Below are 21,142 nucleotides of genomic sequence, written 5' to 3' on the forward strand. Positions count from 1 at the left end.
GGGGGCTTCTCCCTTTTCCCAAAGTCCTGTCAGGCCAGTTCCGCCCACGCCTGCGCCACGTTGTCCAGGGCTGCTCGCACGCCTTCTCCCGGTTCCCGCCCGGCCTGCCGCGCCGTCGCCAGCAGGTTCAGCGCGACTCCGGCCCGCTCCTGCGCGGTTTGCTCTGCCCGGCTCAGCCGCACGCCGCGCCGGGCCAGTTCGTCCCAGTAGGCCCCGCGCATGCCGTCGCCGTAGCGCTGCCTTTCCCCCGCATCCAACCGCACAGCGAGCAGGTGGGCGAGGTCGTCACCGGGCAGACCGGGGTGGGCCTGTCCGTAGTCGATCAGCAGCGGCGGCGACCCGTCGCGCGGCCACAGCACCTGCCCGGAGTGAATGTCGCCGTGCGTGAGCGTGTGCAGCGGCGCGGCGGCGAGCAATGCGGGCAACTGTTCCCCCGCCGCGCCGACCTCCGCCGCGTGGGGTCCGGTGTACCTTTTCGCCAGCCCCTGCCCTTCCTGCGTCACCTCGTCCGGTCGCCAGGCCCAGTCGCCCCTGAGCGCCGGATGCCCAAGCGCCGGATGCCCAGCCCAGGCCGCGTGCAGGTGCGCCAGCAGCCGGGCCACGTCATGCAGGCCCGCTTCCCGCTCGGCGTCGGTCCCGAAGTGGCCCCAGCCCCAGGTGGTTGCGGTCAGGTCAGGCGTGAGCAGGTGCGCCCGCCGGTGCTCGGCGTTCAGCGCCGCATGCAGCAGCGGCGCGTGCGGCACGTCCACCAGCGGGGCGAGGTCGCGCAGGTACGTGACTTCACGCTGAAACCGCCGGAAATAGCGCGTCGTGCGCTCTCCGGCAGGCAGGTACTTCAGAAAGAGCGGGCCGTGTGCCGTGTCGTAGCGGGCAAAGTTCGCGCCGTCTCCCGGCCAGCTCTCGACCAGCCGCCGGGGGCCGGGAAACGCCGCCGTGAGGTCACGCGGCCAGCAGCGGGCAAAAGAAGCCGGGCCTGCCGCGCGCAGGGTGGCCCAGCCGTCTTGAAACCAGAAAGCCTTCAGGGGCGCTCAGCCCAGCAGCGAGAGCAGGCCCGCCACCCCGCTGCCGACCAGCGCCGCGCCCACCGCAAAGACGCCCAGGCAGCCCAGGCCACCACGCCGCGCGGGGCGGTAATGCCCGCCCTGCACGTAGCGCCCCCGGTGCCCGCTGCTGTGGCTGCCGCCCAGAAGGCCGCCCATCATGCCTCCGCGCAGACCGCTGGAGTGCGAGTGGCCCCGCGCGTACCCGCCCCGCACGTACCCACCGGGCATCATGCCGCCGCGCCGGTGCCCGCTGGAATGGCTGCGTCCGAAAAATCCCCCACCTGAAAAGCTGCTCATGCTCCCATTACGCCGCTCAGGGGTGAAAGGTTGCCTTGACCCTTCCCTCAGAGACTTCATCTCTCCGGCTGGGGCGCGTCGGGAGCGTCGTCCGTGCCGGAGATGCGGAAACAAGCGGGCTGCCTTCCGGTGGAACATCTTGAGCCTCGTACACATCCCACTCACCGACGTATCATGGCAGCGGTATGACTGAACGTAAGTATTTCGGGACGGACGGCGTGCGCGCTGTCGCCGGTGAATTTCCGCTGACCTCCGACTGGGTCATGCGGCTCGGTGCGGCGGCGGGCGAAGTCCTCAAGCGCCGCAACTCCCGCGCCAGTGTGGTCATCGGCAAGGACACCCGCCAGAGCGGGGACATGCTGGAAGCGGCACTCGCGGCGGGCCTGACCAGCCGGGGCGTGAACGTGATTCATCTCGGCGTGCTGCCGACCCCGGGGGTGAGCTACCTGACCCGGCACCTTCAGGCCGACGCGGGCGTGGTCATCAGCGCCTCGCACAACCCCTACCAGGACAACGGCATCAAGTTCTTCGGCGCCGACGGGCAAAAGCTCAACGACGCCACCGAACTCGAAATCGAAGCGGCTATCGACGACGTGGCGAACTTCGCCCCGGTGACCGGAGTGGACCTCGGCAGCGTGACCAACTATACGGAGGCCGAGCGGCTCTACACTGCCTTTTTGCGCTCGCACGCGCCCGACCTCTCGGGGCTGAAAATCGCGCTCGACTGTGCCAACGGCGCGGCGTACCGGGTGGCCCCCAAGGTGTTTCAGGCGGCGGGGGCCGACGTGTTCGCGGTCTACACCACCCCCGACGGGCGCAACATCAACCGCGACTGCGGCTCGACCCACATGGACCACCTGCGCCTGATCGTGCGTGAGGGCGACTATGACCTCGGTGTGGCTTTCGACGGCGACGCGGACCGGGCGCTGCTGGTGGACTCGCGCGGCAACCTGATTCACGGCGACCACATGCTGCTGCTGGGAGCGCGGGCACGCGGCGAAAAGGCGGTGGTGGCGACCATCATGACCAACATGGCGCTGGAGGTGAAACTGCGCGAGGCCGGGATTCCGCTGGAGCGCACCGCCGTCGGTGACCGCTATGTTCACGAACGCCTGCATTCCAAGGGCCTGAACCTGGGCGGCGAGCAGAGCGGGCATGTGCTGTTCCTCGACGTGTCGCCTACCGGGGACGGCGTGCTGACCGCGCTGCTGACCCTCGCCAGCATGAAAAAGCTGGAAACGACCCTCGACGAGTTGCACGACGACCTGGTCATGTTCCCGCAGACCCTGGTCAACGTGCGCGTGGGGGACAAGAAGGCCATCGCCCGTGACGCCGCCGTGCAGCAGGCGGTGGTCGACGCCGAACGCAAACTGGCAGGCAAGGGCCGCATCAACCTGCGTCCGAGTGGCACCGAGAACCTGATTCGGGTCATGGTCGAGGGCCAGGACGAAGCCGAGATTCACGAAATTGCCGCTGCCGTCGCCAAAGTGGTCGAGGAACGCGGAGCCGCCGGAGCCTGAAGCTCCCTCGCCCGACTGGCCCGGCCTCCTCACGGAGAACCGGGCCTTCTTCTTCCCTTTCCCCTCCACCCTCCACCACAAAAAACCGCCCCCGAAGGAGCGGCAGGTGATGGAGGGGCTTAGGCTTACTTGGTCGGCACCTTGATCTGGCCCTTGATGATCTTCTGCTTCACGGCCTCGACCTTGGCGATCTGGGCAGCGGGCAGCAGACCCTTGTTGTACTGGTCCACGGCGTAGGTGACGCCGCCGTCCTTGAGGCCGAAGCGGCGCTCGCCGCCCCTGAACTTGTCGTTCTTGACTTCCTGAATCAGGGCGTACACGGCATTGTCCACCCGCTTGACCATGCTCGTCAGGCCGTGGTTCATGGTGCCAGGGTTCTTGTCGAAGTCGCCCAGGTAGTTCTGGTTGCTGTCCACGCCGATAAAGAACATGGGCCGGGTGTTGCCCGCGCAGGCCTTGGTGTAGGCCGCACTCTTTTTCACGTTCTTGAAGTTGTTGGACTTGAAGGTCACGCCCTTGGGCAGTTGCGCGGCCTTGAGGCACTGGGTCTGCTTGACGTAGTCGATCAGGCCGTTGCCGGAGCCGCCCGCCGCCGCAAAGATGATGTCGGCGCCGCGACCCTTCATGCTGGCGGCGATTTCCTTCGCCTTGCCGGGGTTGTTCCAGGCTTCGGGGGTGTTGCCCACATACTGCGAGATGACGACGGCTTTGGGATTGGCGGCCTTGACGCCCGCCTTGTAGCCGGCCTCGAACTTGTGGATCAGGGGAATGTTCATGCCGCCGATAAAGCCCACCACGCCGGTGCTGCTGTTCATGGCGGCGAGGTAACCGACCAGGTAGCTGCCCTGCTCCTCGTTGAACACCAGGCTGGCGACGTTCTTGCCGGTGCTCACGTCGTCCACCAGACCGAAGTACAGGTCGGGGTTTTCCTTGGCGACCTGGGTGATGCTGGCGTTGTTGGCAAAGCCCACGCCCACCGTCAGGTCGAAGCCTTCCTTGGCGAAGGAGCGCACGCCCTGGATGATCTGGCTGGGGTCGCTCGGCTCGAAGTCCTTGACCTGCACGCCGAGTTTCTTGGCGGCGAGCTGGCTGCCCTCATAGGCGCTCTGGTTGAAACTCTTGTCGGCCTTGCCGCCCGCGTCGTAGGCCATGCCCACGCGCACGGCCTGCGCCGAGGCGACGGAAGCGCCGAGGGTGCTCAGGGTCAGGGCCAGGGTGACGATTTTTTTCATGGGTCTCCTAGAAAAACAGAAATGAGGAAAACAGAAAGGAAGTGGAAAGCAGAGGGAGGCGGATGACGGCTGCCTGGGGTCTGCAAAAGTTGTCTGGTCAGACCTGCACCAAGTATAGAGAAGCCACGGTGAGCTTAAGGCAAGAAGACTGACGTTCCCCTGACGGGGGTGAGGGCCAGAGTTCGCTGCTTCAGGAATCGAGCCGTTCATTCTGCCCTGACCCGACTGGCGGGTGCGTTACCCTGAAGTCATGACCGACCCCGCCGACCTGACCGACGCCGTGACCGACCCGGACGCCGCATCTGGCGTGTCGCCCGACCTGCGCGACCGTTACCTCGCCCTTCGTGACGAGGTGGCCCGGCACAACCGCGCCTACTACGAGCAGGACGCGCCCACCGTCCCCGACGACGTGTATGACCGTCTGGCCCGCGAACTGCGCGAACTGGAGTCGGCGCACCCCGAACTGGCCGCGGGAGACAGCCCGGCCCAGACAGTGGGCGGCGCCCCGGGCAGCGCGTTTTTGCCGGTGACCCACCCCACCCAGATGACCAGCCTCGACAACGTGTTCGACGACGACGAGCTGCGCGACTGGCAGGAAAAGCTGGCCCGCTCGCTCAACCTGCCGCCCGAGCATGACGACTTCACCTTTACGGGCGAACTGAAAATCGACGGCCTGAGCGTCAATCTGTATTACCTCGGCGGCGAGTTGCAGTGGGCGGCCACCCGGGGCAATGGCCGGGTGGGGGAGATGGTGACGGCGCAGGTGCTCACCATTCCCGGTCTGCCGCAGAACCTCGACGGGCTGAAGGGTGAACTCGAAGTGCGCGGCGAGGTCTACCTGTCGCGGGCCGACTTCGCCGCTTTCAACGCGCAGGCCGAAGAACTCGGCACACCGCTGCTGAAAAACCCGCGCAACGGGGCCGCCGGAGCCTTGCGGCAAAAAGACCCCGAAGTCACGCGCACCCGGCATCTCAAGGCGATTTTCTATGCCCTGGGCAAGCGCGATGGCGTGCCCGCGCAGAGCCAATGGGAGGTGCTGGAGTGGCTGAATTCGCGGGGCTTTCCCACCAGCCGCCACGCCGAGCGTCTGCACGGCCTCGCCGCCGCCGCCGACTACCACGCCCGCATGGTGGCCGCCCGCGCCGATTTCGAGTTCGACGCCGACGGCACGGTGCTCAAGCTCGACCCGCTGGCCTTGCAGGAGGAATCGGGTTTCACCTCCCGCGCGCCTCGCTGGGCGATTGCCTACAAGTTCCCGGTGGAAGAAGTCGAAACGGTGCTCGAAAGCATCACGGTGAACGTGGGCCGCACCGGGAAACTCGCGCCGCTCGCGCACCTTTCGCCCCGACTGATCGAGGGCAGCACCGTCAGCAAAGCCACGCTGCACAACGAGGACTACATCCGCGAGATGGACCTGCGGCCAGGGGACACCGTGCGGGTTCGCAAGTCGGGTGGGGTCATTCCGCAGATCATGGGCGTGGTGCTGGACAGGCGCCCGGCGGACGCCGCCCCCTTCGAGTTCCCGACCCACTGCCCGGTCTGCGGGCACGTGGCCGTGCGGGCGGAAGGCGACGCCAACACCTACTGTCCCAACCCGGCCTGCCCCGCGCAGAGCTTCGAGCGCCTGCGCTATTTCGTCTCACGCGGCGCGATGGACGTGCGCGGCATCGGGGAAAAGCTGGTCACGCAACTGCTGGAGCAGGAGCTGGTGCGCGACGCCGCTGACCTGTACAGCCTGAGCGCCGAGCAGCTCGCCGGACTGGAACGCGGCGGCGACAAGAAGGCGCAGAACATTCTGGGCCAACTGGAAGCGAGCAAGACCCGCCCGCTGTGGCGACTCATCAACGCGCTGGGCATGAACCATGTCGGGGAACGCAACGCGCAGGCGCTCGCGCGGGCCTTCGGAACGCTGGATGAGCTGCTTTCTGCTACGCCGGAGCAAATCGAGGCGGTGCCCGGCATGGGCGGCATCATCGCGCAGAGCGTGACGGCGGCGCTGGCCGACCCCGCCATGCGCGACCTGATTGCCCGGCTCCGGGCCAGCGGCGTGTCTCCCGAGGCCGAACAGGTCAGCCGCACCGACCAGCTCAGGGGGCTAAATTTTGTTTTGACCGGCGCCCTCTCGCGCCCGCGTGACCTCATCAAGGCCGAACTGGAAGCGGCGGGCGGGCGCGTGACCGGCAGCGTGACCAAAAAGACGAGTTATCTGGTCGCGGGCGAGGACGCGGGGAGCAAACTCGCCCGCGCCAGCGAACTCGGCGTGCCGGTGCTGGACGAAGCGGGACTGGCGGCGCTGCTGCTGGAGCGCGGGCAGGCCGGCACCGGGGCCGAGCCTTCATCTGTCCCCACTTCATCTGAATCCGCTGCCGAAAGCTGACCGCCGGCTGCTACCCTGATTCCCACAAGTGGCGCGGACTTTCACTCTCCCGCGCCCGGAGGCTTCCGAGCATGACCACCCCCGAAGTAGACATCAGCAAGAGCGTGCTGCTCGACATCGCCAGCACCACCCTCGACGGCATCGAGGGCATCGAAATCGCGCCCGCGCCCATCAAGGTGGGCGAAGTCATCCGCAACCAGCCCGGCGCCCGGCGCCCCCGCGCCCTGCGCGTGACCCGCGAGGGGCAGGAGGTGTCGGTGGACGTGGGTCTGAACATCGAGTACGGCCAGCACCTCGTCAAGGTGTCGCAGCAGGCCCAGCGCTCGATCTGTGAGAACATCGAGCTGATGACAGGACTCAAGGTCAAGACCGTCAATGTTTCCGTGCAGGGCGTGTGCCTGCCCAAAAGCCAGGACGCCCAGCAGAGCCACAAGGGGCAAGGAGTCCAGAAGGGTCAGGGAGCGAGTTGACCCGCCGCCGCGAGAAAGCCGCGCAGCCGGTGGGCACCCGCCGCGCCGCCCGTGAGTTCGTCTTCCGGGTGCTGTTCGAGGCCGACCGGGGCGAAATGCCCCTCCAGGCCGTCTTTACCCGCGCCGAGGGCATCATGCGGGAGGGCGACGACACCTTCCCGCAGCTCGGCCCCGACGCGCTGGCGTTTGCCGGGCAACTCGTGGGCGGGCTGGAAAAGTCCCGGGACGAAATCGACGACCTGCTGCACCGCACCATCCGGGGCTGGACCTTCGACCAGATGGCCCAGACCGACCTCAACGTGCTGCGCCTCGCCACCTACGAACTGCTCTACACCCCCGAAGCCCACCCCCCGGTCATCGAAAGCGCCGTGCGTATCGCCCGCAAATTCGGCGGCGACGACTCGGGCCGCTTCGTCAACGGGGTGCTGGCCGGACTGTCGCGCAACCTGCGGGCAGACGAGGGGGCAAGCGGCGAACCCGCCGTGAGCGAACCCGGCCCCGACCCCCGCCACGAGGACTGATCCTCTCCGCCCGCCGTGAACACCCTGACCGATCTGCTCGGGAACCGCTGGCTGTGGACGGCCATCGTCGCGTCCACGTCGGCGCAAGTGATCAAGGTCCTTTTGATTCTGCTGCTCGAACGCCGCTGGCACCCCGGCGCCTTCATGGAAACCGGCGGCATGCCCAGCAGCCACTCGGCGATGGTGGCGGCCCTGAGCACTGGCATCGGCCTGACCGAAGGCTGGAACACGCCGCTGTTCGCCGTCGCGGCCACCTTCGCCCTGATCGTGATGTACGACGCCACCGGCGTGCGCCACTCGTCCGGCGTGCAGGCCAGACTGCTCAACGAGCTCGTGGATGAACTCCGTGCCGTGGTCCGCGAGGGCTTCGCGCCCCAGCCGCTGCGGGTGCTGCTCGGGCACACCTACCTCGAAGTGTTCGTGGGGACGCTCATCGGGATTTTCGCGGCGTTCCTTGCCTTCCGGGTGCTGTAGGCCGGAATGAAGGAGAGGGGCCTTTCTGCAAGTTTCAGCAGAAAGGCCCCCTCTCTTTCTCTTTCTCTATCTCACTCTGGTCGGGTCCATCTTCGACTCCTTATACGGATTCCGCTTCATTCCTGCACAGTCGGGAAAGCGCCGCCTGTGCATCCATATCGCGGAATCCGTATTTTTTCCTACTCGCATCCGCTCTGCTGCGCAGCTTTGCAAGTCGGATTGAATCCGAAACGACCAGATTCAATCGGAATCCGTATAAGCTCGTCCTACAGCCCCAGCACGCCCCGATACCACGCGATCAGCGGCCCGCCCCACAGCAGCGCGACGAGGGCGCCCAGGGCGAGATAAGGGCCGAATTTGACGCGGTTTTCCTTTTTCAGTGCCAGTTGCACCAGCCCCAGCACGGCCCCGGCAAAAATCGCCACCACCACCGCCAGCAGCAGCCGCTCCCAGCCCAGAAAGGCCCCGATCACGGCGGCGAGCTTCACGTCCCCGAAGCCCATCGCCACCGGGTCGCTCTGCTCGTCGGTGCTGTCGTCCTCGGCCCCCTTGTTGCGCCGCCAGTAAATCCACCAGTACACGCCGCACACGAGGGACACGGCGCCCGCCGCCATCAGGCCGCCGCGCAGCATGTCCAGCAGGCCCGGCCCCGTGCCCGCGCTGCTCAGGGTCAGACTGACCAGAAAGCCGCCCAGGGTCAGCAGCTCAGGCACCCGCACGGCCTTCTTTGCGGCCAAGTTGACCCCCGCCGAGAGGAGTGCCGCGCCCAGCCCCCACCACGGCCCCAGCCACGCGCCCGCCAGCAAGCCCAGGCTGATCTGCTGGTAGCCGATGGGCATTTCGGGCCACTGCCGCTCACGGAAGCGCCGCAGCACCCACGACCCGAACACGCTGATCAGCACGATGACGCCTGCCCCCATCAGTGCCCCGTCCACCGCCTGCGCCACGTTGGGCAGGCCCAGTTGACCCTCCCTTGCGTACACGCCCGCGCCCGCCAGCCCGAACAGCACGCCGAGCAGGGTGCCGGGCAGCGTCAGTTCGTCGGGAATGGTCATGGTGTCGAGGTCAATCGCGCTGCCGACGAGCAGAATCGTGAACAGCACCATCAGCCCCAGCGTGCCCGCCCCGTACACCCCCAGCGGAAACGTGGCGGCAATGGCGGCGTATCCGATACCCGTCAGCACTTCCACCACCGGATAACGCGGGTTGATGGGCGCGCGGCAATACCGGCACTTGCCCCCCAGCGACAGCCAGGAAAACAGCGGCACGAGGTCGAGCGGGCTGAGCGCGTGGTCACACTTGGGGCAGTGGCTCGGTGGAAAGGCAATGTTTTCGCCCCTCGGCAGACGCCAGATCAGCACGTTGGAAAAAGACCCCACCAGCAGGCCCAGCAGCCCGGCGAAGAGGACGATGAGGGAGTCGGCATTCACGCCCCCCAGCCTACGGGCCAGGGCGTCACAGGGAACTGTCAGGGAGCAGAGGACGTAACGGCAGTTTGGATATGCCCGTCGCCAGTTCCCCTGCTGTCGTCACCTCGCTGCACTGGGCGGTGACCGTCACGGCCTCTTTGCTGGCCCTGCTGGGAGGCTGGTCGCTGGGGCGGCACTTGCCCAAACTGACCTTTCTGGCTGTGCTGGGCGAACTGGCGGGGGTAGGTTCTTTACCTCGGCTTCTTTGCGGGAATTTCGGTCTACTCCGGCCTCGCTCCGCTCGTGCTGGGGACCCTGAGCCTGTTTGCAGGGCTGATGGCCCGCCGCAAAGCCACCCGCACATAAAGAAAGGAAGGGCACCTGCACGGCCCCTTCCTCCCAGGCGGAAGCTCTGGTTGTGCGCTCAGTCCTCGCGCCTCGGGAACACGGGCGCGGCGGGCGTGTCGCTGCTCTGGCCGCCTTCCTGGGGGGCCGGAGCCGTCGCCGGGCGCTCGGCGCGGGGGCTATCGCTGCGGGGCTGGGTTTCGGTGCGTTGGCCTTCGGGACGCTCAGGACGCGGACCACGCTCACCGAAGTCGCGGCGCGGGCCACGGTCCCCATCACGGGGAGGGCGCGAGCCACGGTCGCCGCCGCGTGGGGCGCGGGGTTCGCGGGGGGCGACCTTGCCTTCCAGCTCCGGGCGAATGAGGTCGATTTTGCCCCGGTCATCCACGTTGACAATCTTGACCTTCAGCTTGTCGCCCACCTTGAGCACTTCGTCCACGCTCTCGATGCGGTCCTCGCTGATCTGCGAGATGTGCAGCATCCCGTCCTGACCAGGGAACAGGTTCACGAACGCACCGAAAGGAGCGACCTTGACCACGGTGCCTTCGTACTCCTGGCCGACTTTGGCTTCCTGGGTGACTTCCTCGATTCGGGCCTTGACCGCCTCCGCCTTCTCGCCCGACGCGCTGAAGATGCGGACGGTGCCGTCTTCCTCAATGGTGACCTGTGCGCCCATCGCTTCGAGTTCGCGCACCTGCTTGCCCCCAGGCCCGATGACCTTGCCGATGAGTTCGGGGTTGATTTTCATGCTCAGGATGCGTGGGGCGGTGGGCGAGAGTTCGCTGCGCGGCGCGGCGAGCACCTCGGCCATCTTGCCCAGGATGTGCAGGCGACCTTCACGGGCCTGCGCGAGCGCTTCACGCATGATTTGCGGGGTGATGCCGCCCACCTTGATGTCCATTTGGAGCGCGGTCACGCCTTCTGCGCTCCCGCAGACCTTGAAGTCCATGTCGCCCAGCGCGTCTTCCAGGCCCAGGATGTCGGTCAGCACGCGGTACTTGTCGCCTTCCATGACCAGACCCATCGCCACGCCCGCGACCGGGGCCTTGAGCGGCACGCCCGCGTCCATCAGCGAGAGGGTGCCCGCGCAGACGGTGGCCATGCTGCTCGACCCGTTGGATTCCAGCACCTCGCCCACCACGCGAATCACGTAGGGGAACTCCTCAAAGCTTGGCAGCACGGCGCGAATGGCCCGCTTGGCGAGGTTGCCGTGCCCGATTTCACGGCGCGACTGCCCGCCCATGCGCTTGACCTCGCCCGTCGAGTAGGGCGGGAAGTTGTAGTGCAGCAGGAACTTGTCGCCGTTTTCCGCGCTCAGGTCGTCGATCAGAATCTCGTCGCGCTCGGTGCCCAGGGTGGTCACGCCCAGCACCTGCGTTTCGCCGCGCGTGAAGATGGCGCTGCCGTGCGCGGTCGGCAGAGGCCGGGCCTCAATCCAGATGGGACGCACGGTCCTCGAGTTGCGCCCATCCGCCCGCAGGTCGTCTTCGAGAATCAGGCGGCGCAGTTCCTGTTTTTCGACCTTGTAGTAGGCGTTCTTGAGCGAAGTGACGAGTTCGGCGGCGCCCTCGGCCTCGGGGTCGGGCACGTACCCGGCGATGATGGAGTCGCGCAGCGCCTTGGTCTTTTGCCCGCGTTCCTTCTTGCTGTGGGTGAGCAGCGCGTCTTTCAGGCCGCCCGCCAGCGCCTTCTCGGTCAGTTCGGGCACATAGTCGTGGGCGAGGTCCTGCTCGACCAGGAAATTGAATTTCTCGCGCCCTACTTCGGCCTGCATCCGCTCGATCAGGTCGATCACGCCCTGCATTTCGCGGTGCGCGAACTCGATGGCGCTGACCAGTTCTTCCTCGCTCACCGTCTGGGCGCCGCATTCGACCATCATCACGGCCTCGCGGGTGCCCGCCACCACGAGGTCCATGCGGCTGCGGGTGAGCTGCTCGGTGGTGGGGTTGACCACGTACTGCCCGTCGATCTGCCCCACGCGCACGCAGGCGGTCGGGCCGGCCCAGGGAATGTCGCTCACGCTCAGCGCGGCGGCGGCGCCGATGGGCCCCAGCACGTCGGGCGCGTTCTGGCCGTCGGCAGAAAGCACCGTGATGATGACCTGCGTTTCGTGGCGGTAGCCCTTGGGAAACAGCGGGCGAATCTGGCGGTCGGTGATGCGCGCCGAGAGAATGGCCTTTTCACCGGGGCGGCCCTCGCGGCGCTGAAAGGAACCGGGAATCTTGCCCACGGCGTAGTGGCGCTCTTCGAATTCCACCGTCAGCGGCAAAAAGTCGAGCTTGCTCTGGGTGTCGCTGGCCTGGGCGGTGACAAGCAGCAGGGTGTCGCCGTAGCGCACGGTCACGCTGCCGCTCACCAGCTTGGCGAGCTTGCCCGTCTCGATGCTCAGTTCGCGTCCGCCGAGCACCGTGGTAAAGGTCTTTCCAATCATGGGGGGCAGTCTAGCCCGCGGCTGCTCCCAGGAAAGGAACATCCACCGAAAGGCGGACGCGCCCGCCCCTGCCCGGCCTTTAAGCTGGCGGCATGACCCGCCATCTGGTGCTGATGCTGGCGCTACTCAGCGGCTTCGCTGGGGCGTCCGGCAGCTTTTTTACCCTGCTGCAAACCTGGCCTGGGCTGGGCCACGCCCCCATCGCCGTCAGTCCCGACGGGCGCTTGCTGGCGCTGACCCGCCCGGCGCCGCGCACGCCCGCCTACGCGCCCTACGACACCCGCATCGAGGTGCGCGACACCGCGAAGATGCAGCGGCTCTACCGGGTGCCCGCCGCCAATGGAGACGGCAAGACGCTGCTGTTCAGCCCCGACAGCCGCACCCTCTGGTCGGCCCACACCGGGACGCTCGACTACGACGCCTGGACGGGCAAGCTGAGGGACAACCGCGAGGGCAGCGACGGCGCGGGCGTCAGTGCCCTGGCATTTGCGCCCGACGGTCAGAGCTACGTGCTGGCTGGGGTCAATACCGTAAGCCAGACGTGGCTGGTCCGTGTGGTGGTCGGTCGCCCCCGTGCCTTCTGGCCGGTCACGCCGCCCACGGCCAGGGACGGCCTGAAACCCAACTGGACCTCGGCCCTCGCCTTCAGTCCGGACGGCAAGCGGGTGGCGAGCGGTTCGCTGGGCGGCGGGGTCATTCTCCGCAGCGGCGTGACCGGGCGGCCCCTGCGGGTGCTGGGTGACGAGCCGGGCAAGGCGCCCCACCGCGCCCGACTCGTCGGCCTGCTGTTTCTCTCGCCTGCGCGCCTGCTCAGCGCCTCGGCGGACGGTCAGGTGCGCCTCTGGGACGCGGCGACGGGCCGGGCGCTGGCGTCATTGCCGTGTGGGGAACGTTTGGGCGCCGTGGTCCGGATTCCGGGCGGAACCAGAGTGGTGGCCGCCACGGGCCGGGGTCTGGAACTGCTGGGAACCTCAGGTGGGCGGCTGCGGCGGCTGGAAACGGTCGGCGGCGACTACGCCGATGTGGGGGTGAGCGCGGCGGGCGAACTGTGGGCCATCACGCGCGGCGGAACGCTCAGCCACTGGCTGCCGCTGCGCCGCGAGTAGGTTCAGTCCTCGTCCAGCCCGTCGAGCTCCAGGCCGCCGAGTTGCCCGCCTATGAAGTTCAGATACGCCTGCCGCCCGCCTACCTTGCCCCAGCGCTTGATGCTGACGCGCAGCCGCTTGAACACGTCCTGCATGGCCTGGGCGCTGACCGGCGCATACGGCATCACGTTGTCGGGCCGCCCCACCAGCATCTCGGCGAGCGGCAGCAGGGTGTCGTGGAGTTCCAGCCGCAGGCCGTCCAGCTTGCCCGGCTTGTACTCATGGGCCGTCGCCTCGGCGCGGTAGCGTTTGGCGAGTTCCTCGTAGGCGCTGTCCACCACCGCGTCGGTCAGTTCCGGATGGTCGTCGAAAAAGCCCAGCACAGCAAATTCAATTTGCATCAGTTGGTCGAGATACTGCTCCTCGGTTCGTTGGGTCATGGGGAGATTGTGGCAGAGGAACCGAAAAACGAAAAACCCCCGCGCAGAGGCGAGGGCTGGTGCTGAACAGGAATTCAGCGGTTTGACGGTTTGAGGCTCATCAGCGCAGTTTGGCCTGAATCCAGCCCGCCAACTCGCTGATTTTCACGCGCTCCTGCGCGAGCGTGTCGCGGTCACGCACCGTCACCGTGTCGGTGAGGGCAGCGTCCTCGCCCTTGCCTACGGTGTCGAAGTCCACCGTCACGCAAAACGGCGTGCCCACCTCGTCGTGGCGGCGGTAGGCCTTGCCGATGTTGCCGCTGTCCTCGTACAGCACGCGGCCCAGGCCCAGGCCTTGCAGTTCGGCCTTGATTTTCTTCGCCACGCTCGTGATTTCTTCCTTGTTGCGGGCCAGCGGAATCACGGCGACCTTGATGGGCGCGAGGTGGGGCTTCAGCTTCAGCACGATGCGCTCGTTGCCGTTGTCCAGCGTTTCCTTGGTAAAGGCTTCGCTCAGCACCGCCAGCATGGCGCGGTCCACGCCCGCCGACGGCTCGATCACGAACGGCACGACCGGCTTATTCGTCTCAGGGTGTGGAATGGTCAGCTTGGCGATGGAGTCGGCGTTTTCTTCCACCTTCGCCACCAGGCCGAGTTCGCTCTGGGACTTGGTGTGGCTGCCCAGGTCGTAGTCGGAGCGGTTGGCGATGCCCTCGATTTCCTCGTGCCCCAGGGTGGGGTAGTCGTACATCAGGTCGTAGGTGCGCTTGGAGTAGTGCGCGAGGTCTTCTTTCGGCACGTCCAGAATCTCGATCTTGCTGCGCGGCACGCCCTGGTCTTCCCACCATTTCAGGCGCTTTTCCAGCCAGTGCTCGTGCCACTCCTCGTCGGTACCCGGCACGACGAAGAACTCGATTTCCATCTGCTCGAGTTCACGCACCCGGAAGATGAAGTTGCGCGGCGTGATTTCGTTGCGAAACGCCTTGCCGATCTGCGCGATGCCGAAGGGCAGGCGGCGGCTGGTGGAGTCCACCACGTTCTTGAAGTTGGTGAAGATGCCCTGCGCGGTTTCGGGGCGCAGGTAGCCGTAGCTCTCGTCGTCCGCCACCGGGCCGATGGTCGTCTTGAACATCATGTTGAACGGCTTGGGGTCGGTCCAGTCGCCCACCTCGCCGGAAAAGGGGTCACGCACGCCCGCTTCCTTGAACGCGGCTGAAGCCTGCGCGGGTTTGGCGTTCAGGGCGGCCACCAGCGCAGCAAAGTTGTCCGCACTTTCCCCCATGATTTCGGCGACTTTGGCCTGCACGTCGGCCTTCTGGTCTTTGAGCAGGTGGTCGAGGCGGTAGCGCTTGTTGTTCTTCTTGTTGTCGATCATGGGGTCGGAAAAGGTCGCCTCGTGCCCCGAGTGCCGCAGCACCATGCGGTGCATGATGATGGAGGCGTCCAGGCCTTCCATGTCGTCGCGCTCGTACACGTTGGAGCGCCACCACGCCGCCTTGATGTTGTTTTTCAGCTCCACACCGAGCGGGCCGTAGTCGTAGAACCCCTGCAGGCCGCCGTAAATCTCGGACCCCTGAAAAATAAAGCCCCGGCGTTTGCACAGGCTGACGAGTTCTTCCATTGAAGTTGCGGGCATATGGCTCCTTTCAGTCGCCGTTGATGGTCAATGGTTGATGGTTGATGGGGAAAGGATTTTTCTATCAACCATCAACTATCGACTATCAACCAAAAAACGTCCCGGACGAGTCGCCACCCCTTTCGTGGCTTGCTCATCCGGGGACGCACGGGACATGCGCGGTTCCACCCCAGTTCCAGACACTCGCTGGCACCTTTCCTTCCGGTTGTGGCTCCCCGCTGCCCTTCGCCGCCTGCCTGTTCGCCTGACTCTCACCGTCTCAGGCTCGCTCGTGAACGCCCTTGCGGTTACTCCTGCGGTTCGTCGCCTCCCGCGCATTGTGACGCGGGGCGGGGCAGGGGGTCAAGCTGGCGGGCCGCCGGTCAGGGCAGTTGCGGCACCAGCACCCACTGCTCGGGTTGCGGGAAGTTGCTGGCAAAACTGATTTGCGAGGGCAACGCTGCGCCGGAAGGCTTCGTGATCTGCTGCGTGACCTTGTTCCAGCCTTTTTGCAGCGGCAACTGGAAATCCACCACCGTGCGGCTCTGGCCCGCTGGGCAAGTCAGCCGACCCGTCAGGCTGACGGCGCGGTCGGCGTAGACCAGCGTACCCAGCGAAAAGTAATTGAGCTGGGCGTTGCCTGCCTGGGTGGGCGGCAGCACCTTAAGGGGCGCAGCGTCGCCGCTCTTGCCCGCGCTGACCTTGACCTGGCCCAGCACCAGCCGCGCCGCCGGGTCGCTGCTGCTGGCCGTTCCCTGACAGCCGGAAAGCCCCGGCAGGGTCAGCAGGCTTTGTGGGGTGGCAGGCAGCCAGCCGCTCTGAGGCGCCTTCTGCTTCAGGTCGAAGGTGAAGGTGCCGTCGGCGGCCAGCGGCGCTTTCTGCACGCTCTGTCCCCCGGCGAGCAGTTCGGCTGTCCCGGCGCCCCCGGACCAGGGCTTGACCTCGGCAGGCGCGGTCAGGGACGTGAAGTCGTACAGCTGGCCGCTGACGCTTTCGAGGGCGGGGGACTGTCTCACGTCGTAATAGTCGCTGACGCCTCGCCGCCCCGCCACGTCGTAGGCGTAGGCCTGATAGGTGTAGGTCACGCCGTCCTCGATGCGGTCGGTCCAGGTGTAGGGCGCCTCCCGGTCCTCCCCGAGCAGTTTGCCGTCGCGGTAGAACGCCACACGCTCCACCGCGTCACGGGCGGTCACAGTGGCCCGCAGGTCCACCCGCTGCGGGTCGGTCACCGGGTCGCTGTTCAGCGTGACTTCGGGCGCGTAGCTGACCGGCGGGCGCGGCGCGGACGTGGAATCGCAGGCCACCAACAGCAGGCCCGCAGCAAGCAGAGAAAAGGTGCCTTTGATCATGCTTCAGCCTATTGACTGTGTGTGAGTTGCGCAACCCCGTTCTCTTGAGCAATGAACCGATTGCCTGGGCCTCCTGGACAGAGAAAAACCCATCCGCAGGGGATGGGCAGGGGGGAATGGGGGAGGCCGGGTCATACGGCTTTGAAAAATAGTTTGGGGATCCAAACTGTTTTTCCGAGCGGAGCGAAGCGGCGCAGGGCCGATAGAACCGCTCCCTAGCCCGCTTTCAGCGCGGGGAGGAAAGAAAGTACTGGGCTGGGCGACGCGGACTTGCAAAGCTGCGAAGCAGAGCACATTCGGGCGCTTTCCTCGGATGTGCGGAGTAAAGCCCAGCCCCGTATCATCAACGGTTCGGACAGATTCATAATTTTCGGCTGAAGAAACTGCGATTTAGTTGTCTGGGACGCCATTTATGTTACCCCCCTCCCAGCCTCCCCCGCAAGGGGGGAGGAGCTAAAAACACCGCATTCATCGCAATTCAGAAGCCAGGTTCTCAAAACTGTCCGAACCATTGATCATACGGATTCCGATTGAATCTGGTCGTTTCAGATTCAATCCGACTTGCAAAGCTGCGCAGCAGAGCGGATGCGAGTAGGAAAAAATACGGATTCCGCGATATGGATGCACAGGCGGCGCTTTCCCGACTGTGCAGGAATTAAGCGGAATCCGTATCAGGCCCCTTTGGTGCCCTTTTCCTTTTCCTCGGCGCGGCGGCGCAGTTCGCTGGCGAGGTCGCTGAAGTCCTGCGGGCTGGGCAGCACCCGGCGGGTCTGGGCCTTGGACTCCTGAATCACGCGGGTCTGCTCCTGTCGGCCTGCGGGGGGCAGCCCCTGCGCCTTGCGCTCGAAGTGGTTTTGCGCCATGCGCCCGAGCGCGAAGGTCCAGCCGTACACGGCGGGCGCGGTGATGATGCCGCCGATCACGGGCAGCGCCATCTTCGCCACGCCGCGCATGACCTGCCGGGCGACCATGCCGTAGGCCAGCGTCGCGCCGAGTTCCTGCGCGATTTCGCGGCTGCGCTCGGGGGTGATATCGAACCCGTAGATCTTGCCGATGTGCAGCACCATCTTGGCCTGCAGGGGCGTGATGAGCAGCATGTCGGCAAAAGGAATCGGCTCGGCCGACACCGCCCCCGAAAGCAGCGCGGCGCTTTTGATGACTTCCTCGACGTTCTCTTCCCTGGAACGCTCGGCGTCCACATCGAAGTTGAAGTTGTCGAGCACCTGTTTGAGCAGAGGCAGCATGAACCAAGTGTAGTGTCCTGGCCCGCCCCCAAGGATAAGGTCAACCGGACCGGAGCTTGAGAAAACCGGGTGCTCCGCCGCTTCCCTTTGCCCTGCCCAACCTTTGTCCTGCCCAAGAGCAAAGCAAAACCCCCACCACGGGGGCGGGGGTTTTTGTCTGGCTCGGCAGGTTGGGGTCGAACCAACGACCGTCCGATTAACAGTCGGATGCTCTGCCACTGAGCTACTGCCGAACACTTGTGCGCTTTGCGCGTGGCGTGCCGTTTCCGGCGCGAGAGGGATAGTAGCACGCACTCCCCAAACGCGCAAGCGGCAGGGCTGGCCCTGTTGTGGCTCGCCCTGCCGCCCCCATCCCGGACTTCAGTCCACCGTGCGTTCGTACTCGTCAATCTGGCGCCGAATCACGTTCAGGCTGCCTTCCCAGAAGTCGGGCGCGTGCAGGTCGATGCCGAAATCCTGCGCCAGCGTGCGGGCGTCGGCCAGTCCGGTGGCGGACAGCAGTTCGTCGTAACGGCGCTGAAAGTCCTGCGCCTGACCCTCGGCGCGGGCCTTCTCGTACTGGGCGTACAGGCCCAGGCCAAAGAGCAGCCCGAAGGTGTAGGGGTAGTTGTAGAAGGTCGAGCCGTAGTAGTGCGGCTTGACGGCCCACATGTAGGGATGCAGCGTGGCGAGGGCGTCGCCGTAGCTCTCGCGCTGCGCCCCGGTCATCAGGTCGCACAGTTCCTGCGCGGTCAGGTCACGCTCGGCCCGCTTTTCGAACACCGCCCGCTCGAACAGGAAGCGGCTGTGGATGTCCACCACGACCTGCGCGTGCCCCAGGAGCTGCGTTTCGAGCACGTACAGCTTTTCGGCGCCCTCGGCACTCTCCAGCGCGGCATTCTGAATGATGGTTTCGCAGAAGATGGAGGCGGTTTCGGCCAGCGTCATGGGCGTCTGCTTTTGCAGCGGGGTGCGCCCGGCCTTGACGAGGTTGTGGTAACCGTGCCCGAGTTCGTGGGCCAGGGTGGACACGCTGTCGAGGCTGGGGCTGTGGTTCATCAGGATGCGGCTGTCGCCCTGCCGCCAGCCCATGCAAAACGCCCCGCCGCGCTTGCCGTCGCGGGGTCCGGCGTCCACCCAGTCCTCGGCAAAGGCGCGGGCGGCAAAGTCTCCCAGCTTGTCCGAGTAGCCCCGGAACTGCCGCTCCACGAAGTCTGCCCCCGCCGGGTAGGTCCACTCGGTCTGCGACTCACCCAGCGGCGCGAACAGGTCCCACCAGTCGAGCTTCTCTTTGCCCAGCGCCCGCGCCTTGGCCGCGAAATACCGCCGGAAGTCGGGCAGCGAGCGCACCACCGCGCCCTGCATGGCGCCGAGGGTCTCGCGGTCGATGCCGTTTTGCAGCAGGCTCACGTCGAGCGGCTCGGCAAAGCCCCGGCGCCGGGCCAGCGTGCCGTCTTCGCCCTTGACCCCGTTCATGCAGGCCGCCGTGACCGTGCTGCTCTGCTCCCAGACCTTCAGTTCGGCGTCGAAGGCGTCGCGGCGCACGCTCTCGTCGGGGTCGGTCGCCAGTGCCCGCAGCGCCGTGACCGGCAGCGACTCGCCCCGGTACTCGCCGCGCAACTGGCTGGTGAAGTTGCCGTGCAGCTTGGCCCAGCCGCCCGCGCCGCTGGGCCGCAACTGCGCGGCGAGGTCTTCCTCGGCGGGGGTCATCTGGTGCCGGGCGAACGTCACCGCGCGGCGCACGAAATGCTCGTGGTCCCGGACCAGTTCGGACCCGGCGAACAGGTCGTGCAGTTGCCCTTCCTCCGCGCCGCCCAGCCACGCGGTCAGCCGGGAGTGCAGCGGCGAGAGGGGCAGTGCCAGCGTGGTCAGCTCGCCCATGCGCTGCTGCGCGGCGGCGTCGCGGCTGTCGGTGGACGTAAAAGCGTTGACATACGCCCGCACTTCGCCCAGTCGCCGGGAAACGCTGTTGAGCGCGTCGATGGCCTGCGCGAGCGCCTCAGCGCTGACGGCGGCGCCTCCCTTGCGAATGCCCTGCGTGTCGAACAGCTCGGTCAGCTCCCGAACCTCACTCCGCAGGGCCTCCAGGTCGGCGGTGAAGCGGGCGTCGTCCAGCCCGGTGTACAGGTCGTCGGTCCGCCAGCGCGGCATCTCTTGTGTTGACATGGGGGCCAGTCTAGAGCAGTTCTCCGAATTATACGGATTCCGCTTAATTCCTGCACAGTCGGGAAAGCGCCGCCTGTGCATCCATATCGCAGAATCCGTATTTTTTCCTACTCGCATCCGCTCTGCTGCGCAGCTTTGCAAGTCGGATTGAATCTGAAACTACCAGATTCAATCGGAATCCGTATTACGCGTGCGCCCTGACGGCACCGCCACCCGCTCCATTCTCTGCTTCGCAGCTTTACAAGTCCGTCCTGCTCATTGGAATTCACTCGCTCTGCCGGGCAGCTCTCCGAGTCCGCTCTGCTTCGCAGCTTTGCAAGTCGGACAGAAACGCTCCGCTTTTTCTGTCAAATGCTCTCGCCCTCTCCCGGACGCTCAGTGCAGGCCCGTCGCCACGCGCCCCTCACGCAGCAGCAGGGTTTCGAGGCGCTCGGCCACGTTGACGAGGTGGTCGCCCAGCCGCTCCAGACTGCGGGCCATGCGCCCGGCGGTCAGCGCCACCTCGTTGTCCTCGGGCCGCTCCATCAGGCGGGTGAGCGAAGCGCGGTGCATCTGCTCATAGAGCGAGTCCACCTGCTCGAAGTCCAGCCGAATCACGTCGCGGGCCGCCGTCAGGTCGCGCTCGGCAAAGGCGTAGGCGAGGCGCTCGACCATCTCGCTCAGCAGCCGGATCAGCGGCAGCAGGTCCTGCAGGGTCGAACTGCGGGCACGCGGCGCGTAGGCTTCCAGGTCGCGGGCCACGCTGAAGGCGTAGTCGCCCACCCGTTCGAGGTTGGCGAGGCTGCGAAACACCATCAGGTGAAAGGCGAGGTCGGCCTCGCTCAGCCCGGCGGCGAAGGCACTGAGGCAGGTGTCCTCGATTTCGCGTTCGAGCCGGTTCGTTTCCCTCTCGAACTCGTGCGCCCGCGCAGTCAACCCGGCGAACTCGGCCCGCCCGTCGGCGTCGCGCACGGCGGCGAGCAGTTCCAGAATGATGCTCAGCATGCGCAGAAACCGCCCCGTCACCTGGGCCTGGGCCAGATGGGTGGGGTGGGAAAGGTCGGACATGTGCTGATTATCACCACTCGGTGTGATGGGTGGGTCAGGCTCGCCCGTCATCAAGCCTTGCAAGTTGGGCGCAGCGAAAAACGCCCCAGCCGGAGCGGGGGCGGACAAGCGGGTCAGGG

At 66.3% G+C, this 21,142-nt stretch carries 17 protein-coding genes and 1 tRNA gene; 6 read left to right on the forward strand and 12 right to left on the reverse strand.

The features are described 5' to 3' along the window. Nucleotides 1-29 precede the first annotated feature (29 nt). Together G6R31_RS00895 and G6R31_RS00900 are read right to left on the reverse strand one after the other, a co-directional pair. Nucleotides 30-908: a phosphotransferase family protein gene (locus tag G6R31_RS00895; protein WP_326923796.1), complete on the reverse strand. Its 879-nt coding sequence runs from the start codon at nt 906-908 to the stop codon at nt 30-32. 120 nt (nt 909-1,028) lie between these two features. After that, entirely contained in the window at nt 1,029-1,340 is a 312-nt protein-coding gene (locus G6R31_RS00900) for a hypothetical protein (protein ID WP_017871045.1), read from the reverse strand. A 185-nt stretch (nt 1,341-1,525) separates the two neighbouring features. Between G6R31_RS00900 and glmM the strand changes: the two genes are divergently transcribed. After that, a complete protein-coding gene (gene glmM / locus G6R31_RS00905; RefSeq protein WP_017871046.1) occupies nt 1,526-2,860 on the forward strand; it encodes a phosphoglucosamine mutase in 1,335 nt (444 codons plus the stop codon). 125 nt (nt 2,861-2,985) lie between these two features. Here glmM and G6R31_RS00910 read toward each other — a convergent pair whose 3' ends face one another. Continuing rightward, nucleotides 2,986-4,092, reverse strand: coding sequence for a BMP family lipoprotein (locus tag G6R31_RS00910; RefSeq protein ID WP_017871047.1), 1,107 nt, complete (start codon nt 4,090-4,092; stop codon nt 2,986-2,988). 250 nt (nt 4,093-4,342) lie between these two features. Here G6R31_RS00910 and ligA point away from each other — a divergent pair, with 250 nt between their 5' ends. From ligA to G6R31_RS00930, 4 genes are all read left to right on the forward strand, one after another. Beyond that, nucleotides 4,343-6,469 carry an NAD-dependent DNA ligase LigA gene (gene ligA / locus G6R31_RS00915; RefSeq protein ID WP_017871048.1) on the forward strand — a complete coding sequence of 709 codons (2,127 nt, stop codon included), beginning with the start codon at nt 4,343-4,345 and terminating at the stop codon, nt 6,467-6,469. Between the two features lie 71 nt (nt 6,470-6,540). Then, nucleotides 6,541-6,939 (forward strand): Asp23/Gls24 family envelope stress response protein, encoded by a 399-nt coding sequence (locus G6R31_RS00920; protein WP_017871049.1) that lies wholly within the window; start codon nt 6,541-6,543, stop codon nt 6,937-6,939. Further along, a complete protein-coding gene (nusB, locus tag G6R31_RS00925) occupies nt 6,936-7,460 on the forward strand; it encodes a transcription antitermination factor NusB (RefSeq protein ID WP_017871050.1) in 525 nt (174 codons plus the stop codon). The genes G6R31_RS00920 and nusB overlap by 4 nt, the downstream gene beginning before the upstream one ends. 15 nt (nt 7,461-7,475) lie before the next feature. Next, nucleotides 7,476-7,934, forward strand: a complete 459-nt coding sequence (locus tag G6R31_RS00930) for a divergent PAP2 family protein (RefSeq protein ID WP_017871051.1) — start codon at nt 7,476-7,478, stop codon at nt 7,932-7,934. 266 nt (nt 7,935-8,200) lie between these two features. Here the strand turns inward: G6R31_RS00930 and G6R31_RS00935 are convergent, their stop codons facing one another. Together G6R31_RS00935 and pnp are read right to left on the reverse strand one after the other, a co-directional pair. Continuing rightward, nucleotides 8,201-9,364 (reverse strand): prepilin peptidase, encoded by a 1,164-nt coding sequence (locus tag G6R31_RS00935; RefSeq protein ID WP_017871052.1) that lies wholly within the window; start codon nt 9,362-9,364, stop codon nt 8,201-8,203. Between the two features lie 403 nt (nt 9,365-9,767). Next, nucleotides 9,768-12,119: a polyribonucleotide nucleotidyltransferase gene (gene pnp, locus G6R31_RS00940; RefSeq protein WP_017871053.1), complete on the reverse strand. Its 2,352-nt coding sequence runs from the start codon at nt 12,117-12,119 to the stop codon at nt 9,768-9,770. Between the two features lie 92 nt (nt 12,120-12,211). Between pnp and G6R31_RS00945 the strand changes: the two genes are divergently transcribed. After that, complete coding sequence (locus G6R31_RS00945) at nt 12,212-13,225, forward strand: hypothetical protein (protein WP_017871054.1); 1,014 nt, start codon at nt 12,212-12,214, stop codon at nt 13,223-13,225. A 2-nt stretch (nt 13,226-13,227) separates the two neighbouring features. Here G6R31_RS00945 and G6R31_RS00950 read toward each other — a convergent pair whose 3' ends face one another. The 7 genes from G6R31_RS00950 to G6R31_RS00980 all read right to left on the reverse strand — a co-directional run bounded on the left by G6R31_RS00950 (nt 13,228) and on the right by G6R31_RS00980 (nt 21,023). Further along, complete coding sequence (locus G6R31_RS00950; protein WP_017871055.1) at nt 13,228-13,644, reverse strand: hypothetical protein; 417 nt, start codon at nt 13,642-13,644, stop codon at nt 13,228-13,230. Between the two features lie 100 nt (nt 13,645-13,744). Beyond that, a complete protein-coding gene (locus G6R31_RS00955) occupies nt 13,745-15,259 on the reverse strand; it encodes a glycine--tRNA ligase (RefSeq protein WP_025567000.1) in 1,515 nt (504 codons plus the stop codon). Nucleotides 15,260-15,621: 362 nt separating this feature from the next. Beyond that, a complete protein-coding gene (locus tag G6R31_RS00960) occupies nt 15,622-16,587 on the reverse strand; it encodes an Ig-like domain-containing protein (RefSeq protein ID WP_017871057.1) in 966 nt (321 codons plus the stop codon). 671 nt (nt 16,588-17,258) lie between these two features. Then, a complete protein-coding gene (locus tag G6R31_RS00965) occupies nt 17,259-17,831 on the reverse strand; it encodes a YcjF family protein (protein ID WP_017872039.1) in 573 nt (190 codons plus the stop codon). Nucleotides 17,832-17,989: 158 nt separating this feature from the next. After that, nucleotides 17,990-18,064: transfer RNA gene (locus tag G6R31_RS00970), tRNA-Asn, on the reverse strand. A 127-nt stretch (nt 18,065-18,191) separates the two neighbouring features. Beyond that, nucleotides 18,192-19,976: a M3 family oligoendopeptidase gene (locus tag G6R31_RS00975; RefSeq protein WP_225983390.1), complete on the reverse strand. Its 1,785-nt coding sequence runs from the start codon at nt 19,974-19,976 to the stop codon at nt 18,192-18,194. Between the two features lie 375 nt (nt 19,977-20,351). Then, on the reverse strand, nt 20,352-21,023 hold the full coding sequence (locus tag G6R31_RS00980) for a phosphate signaling complex PhoU family protein (protein ID WP_017871980.1): 672 nt from the start codon (nt 21,021-21,023) through the stop codon (nt 20,352-20,354). Nucleotides 21,024-21,142 lie beyond the last annotated feature (119 nt).

Source organism: Deinococcus wulumuqiensis R12 (assembly GCF_011067105.1).
Classification (GTDB): Bacteria; Deinococcota; Deinococci; order Deinococcales; family Deinococcaceae; genus Deinococcus; species Deinococcus wulumuqiensis.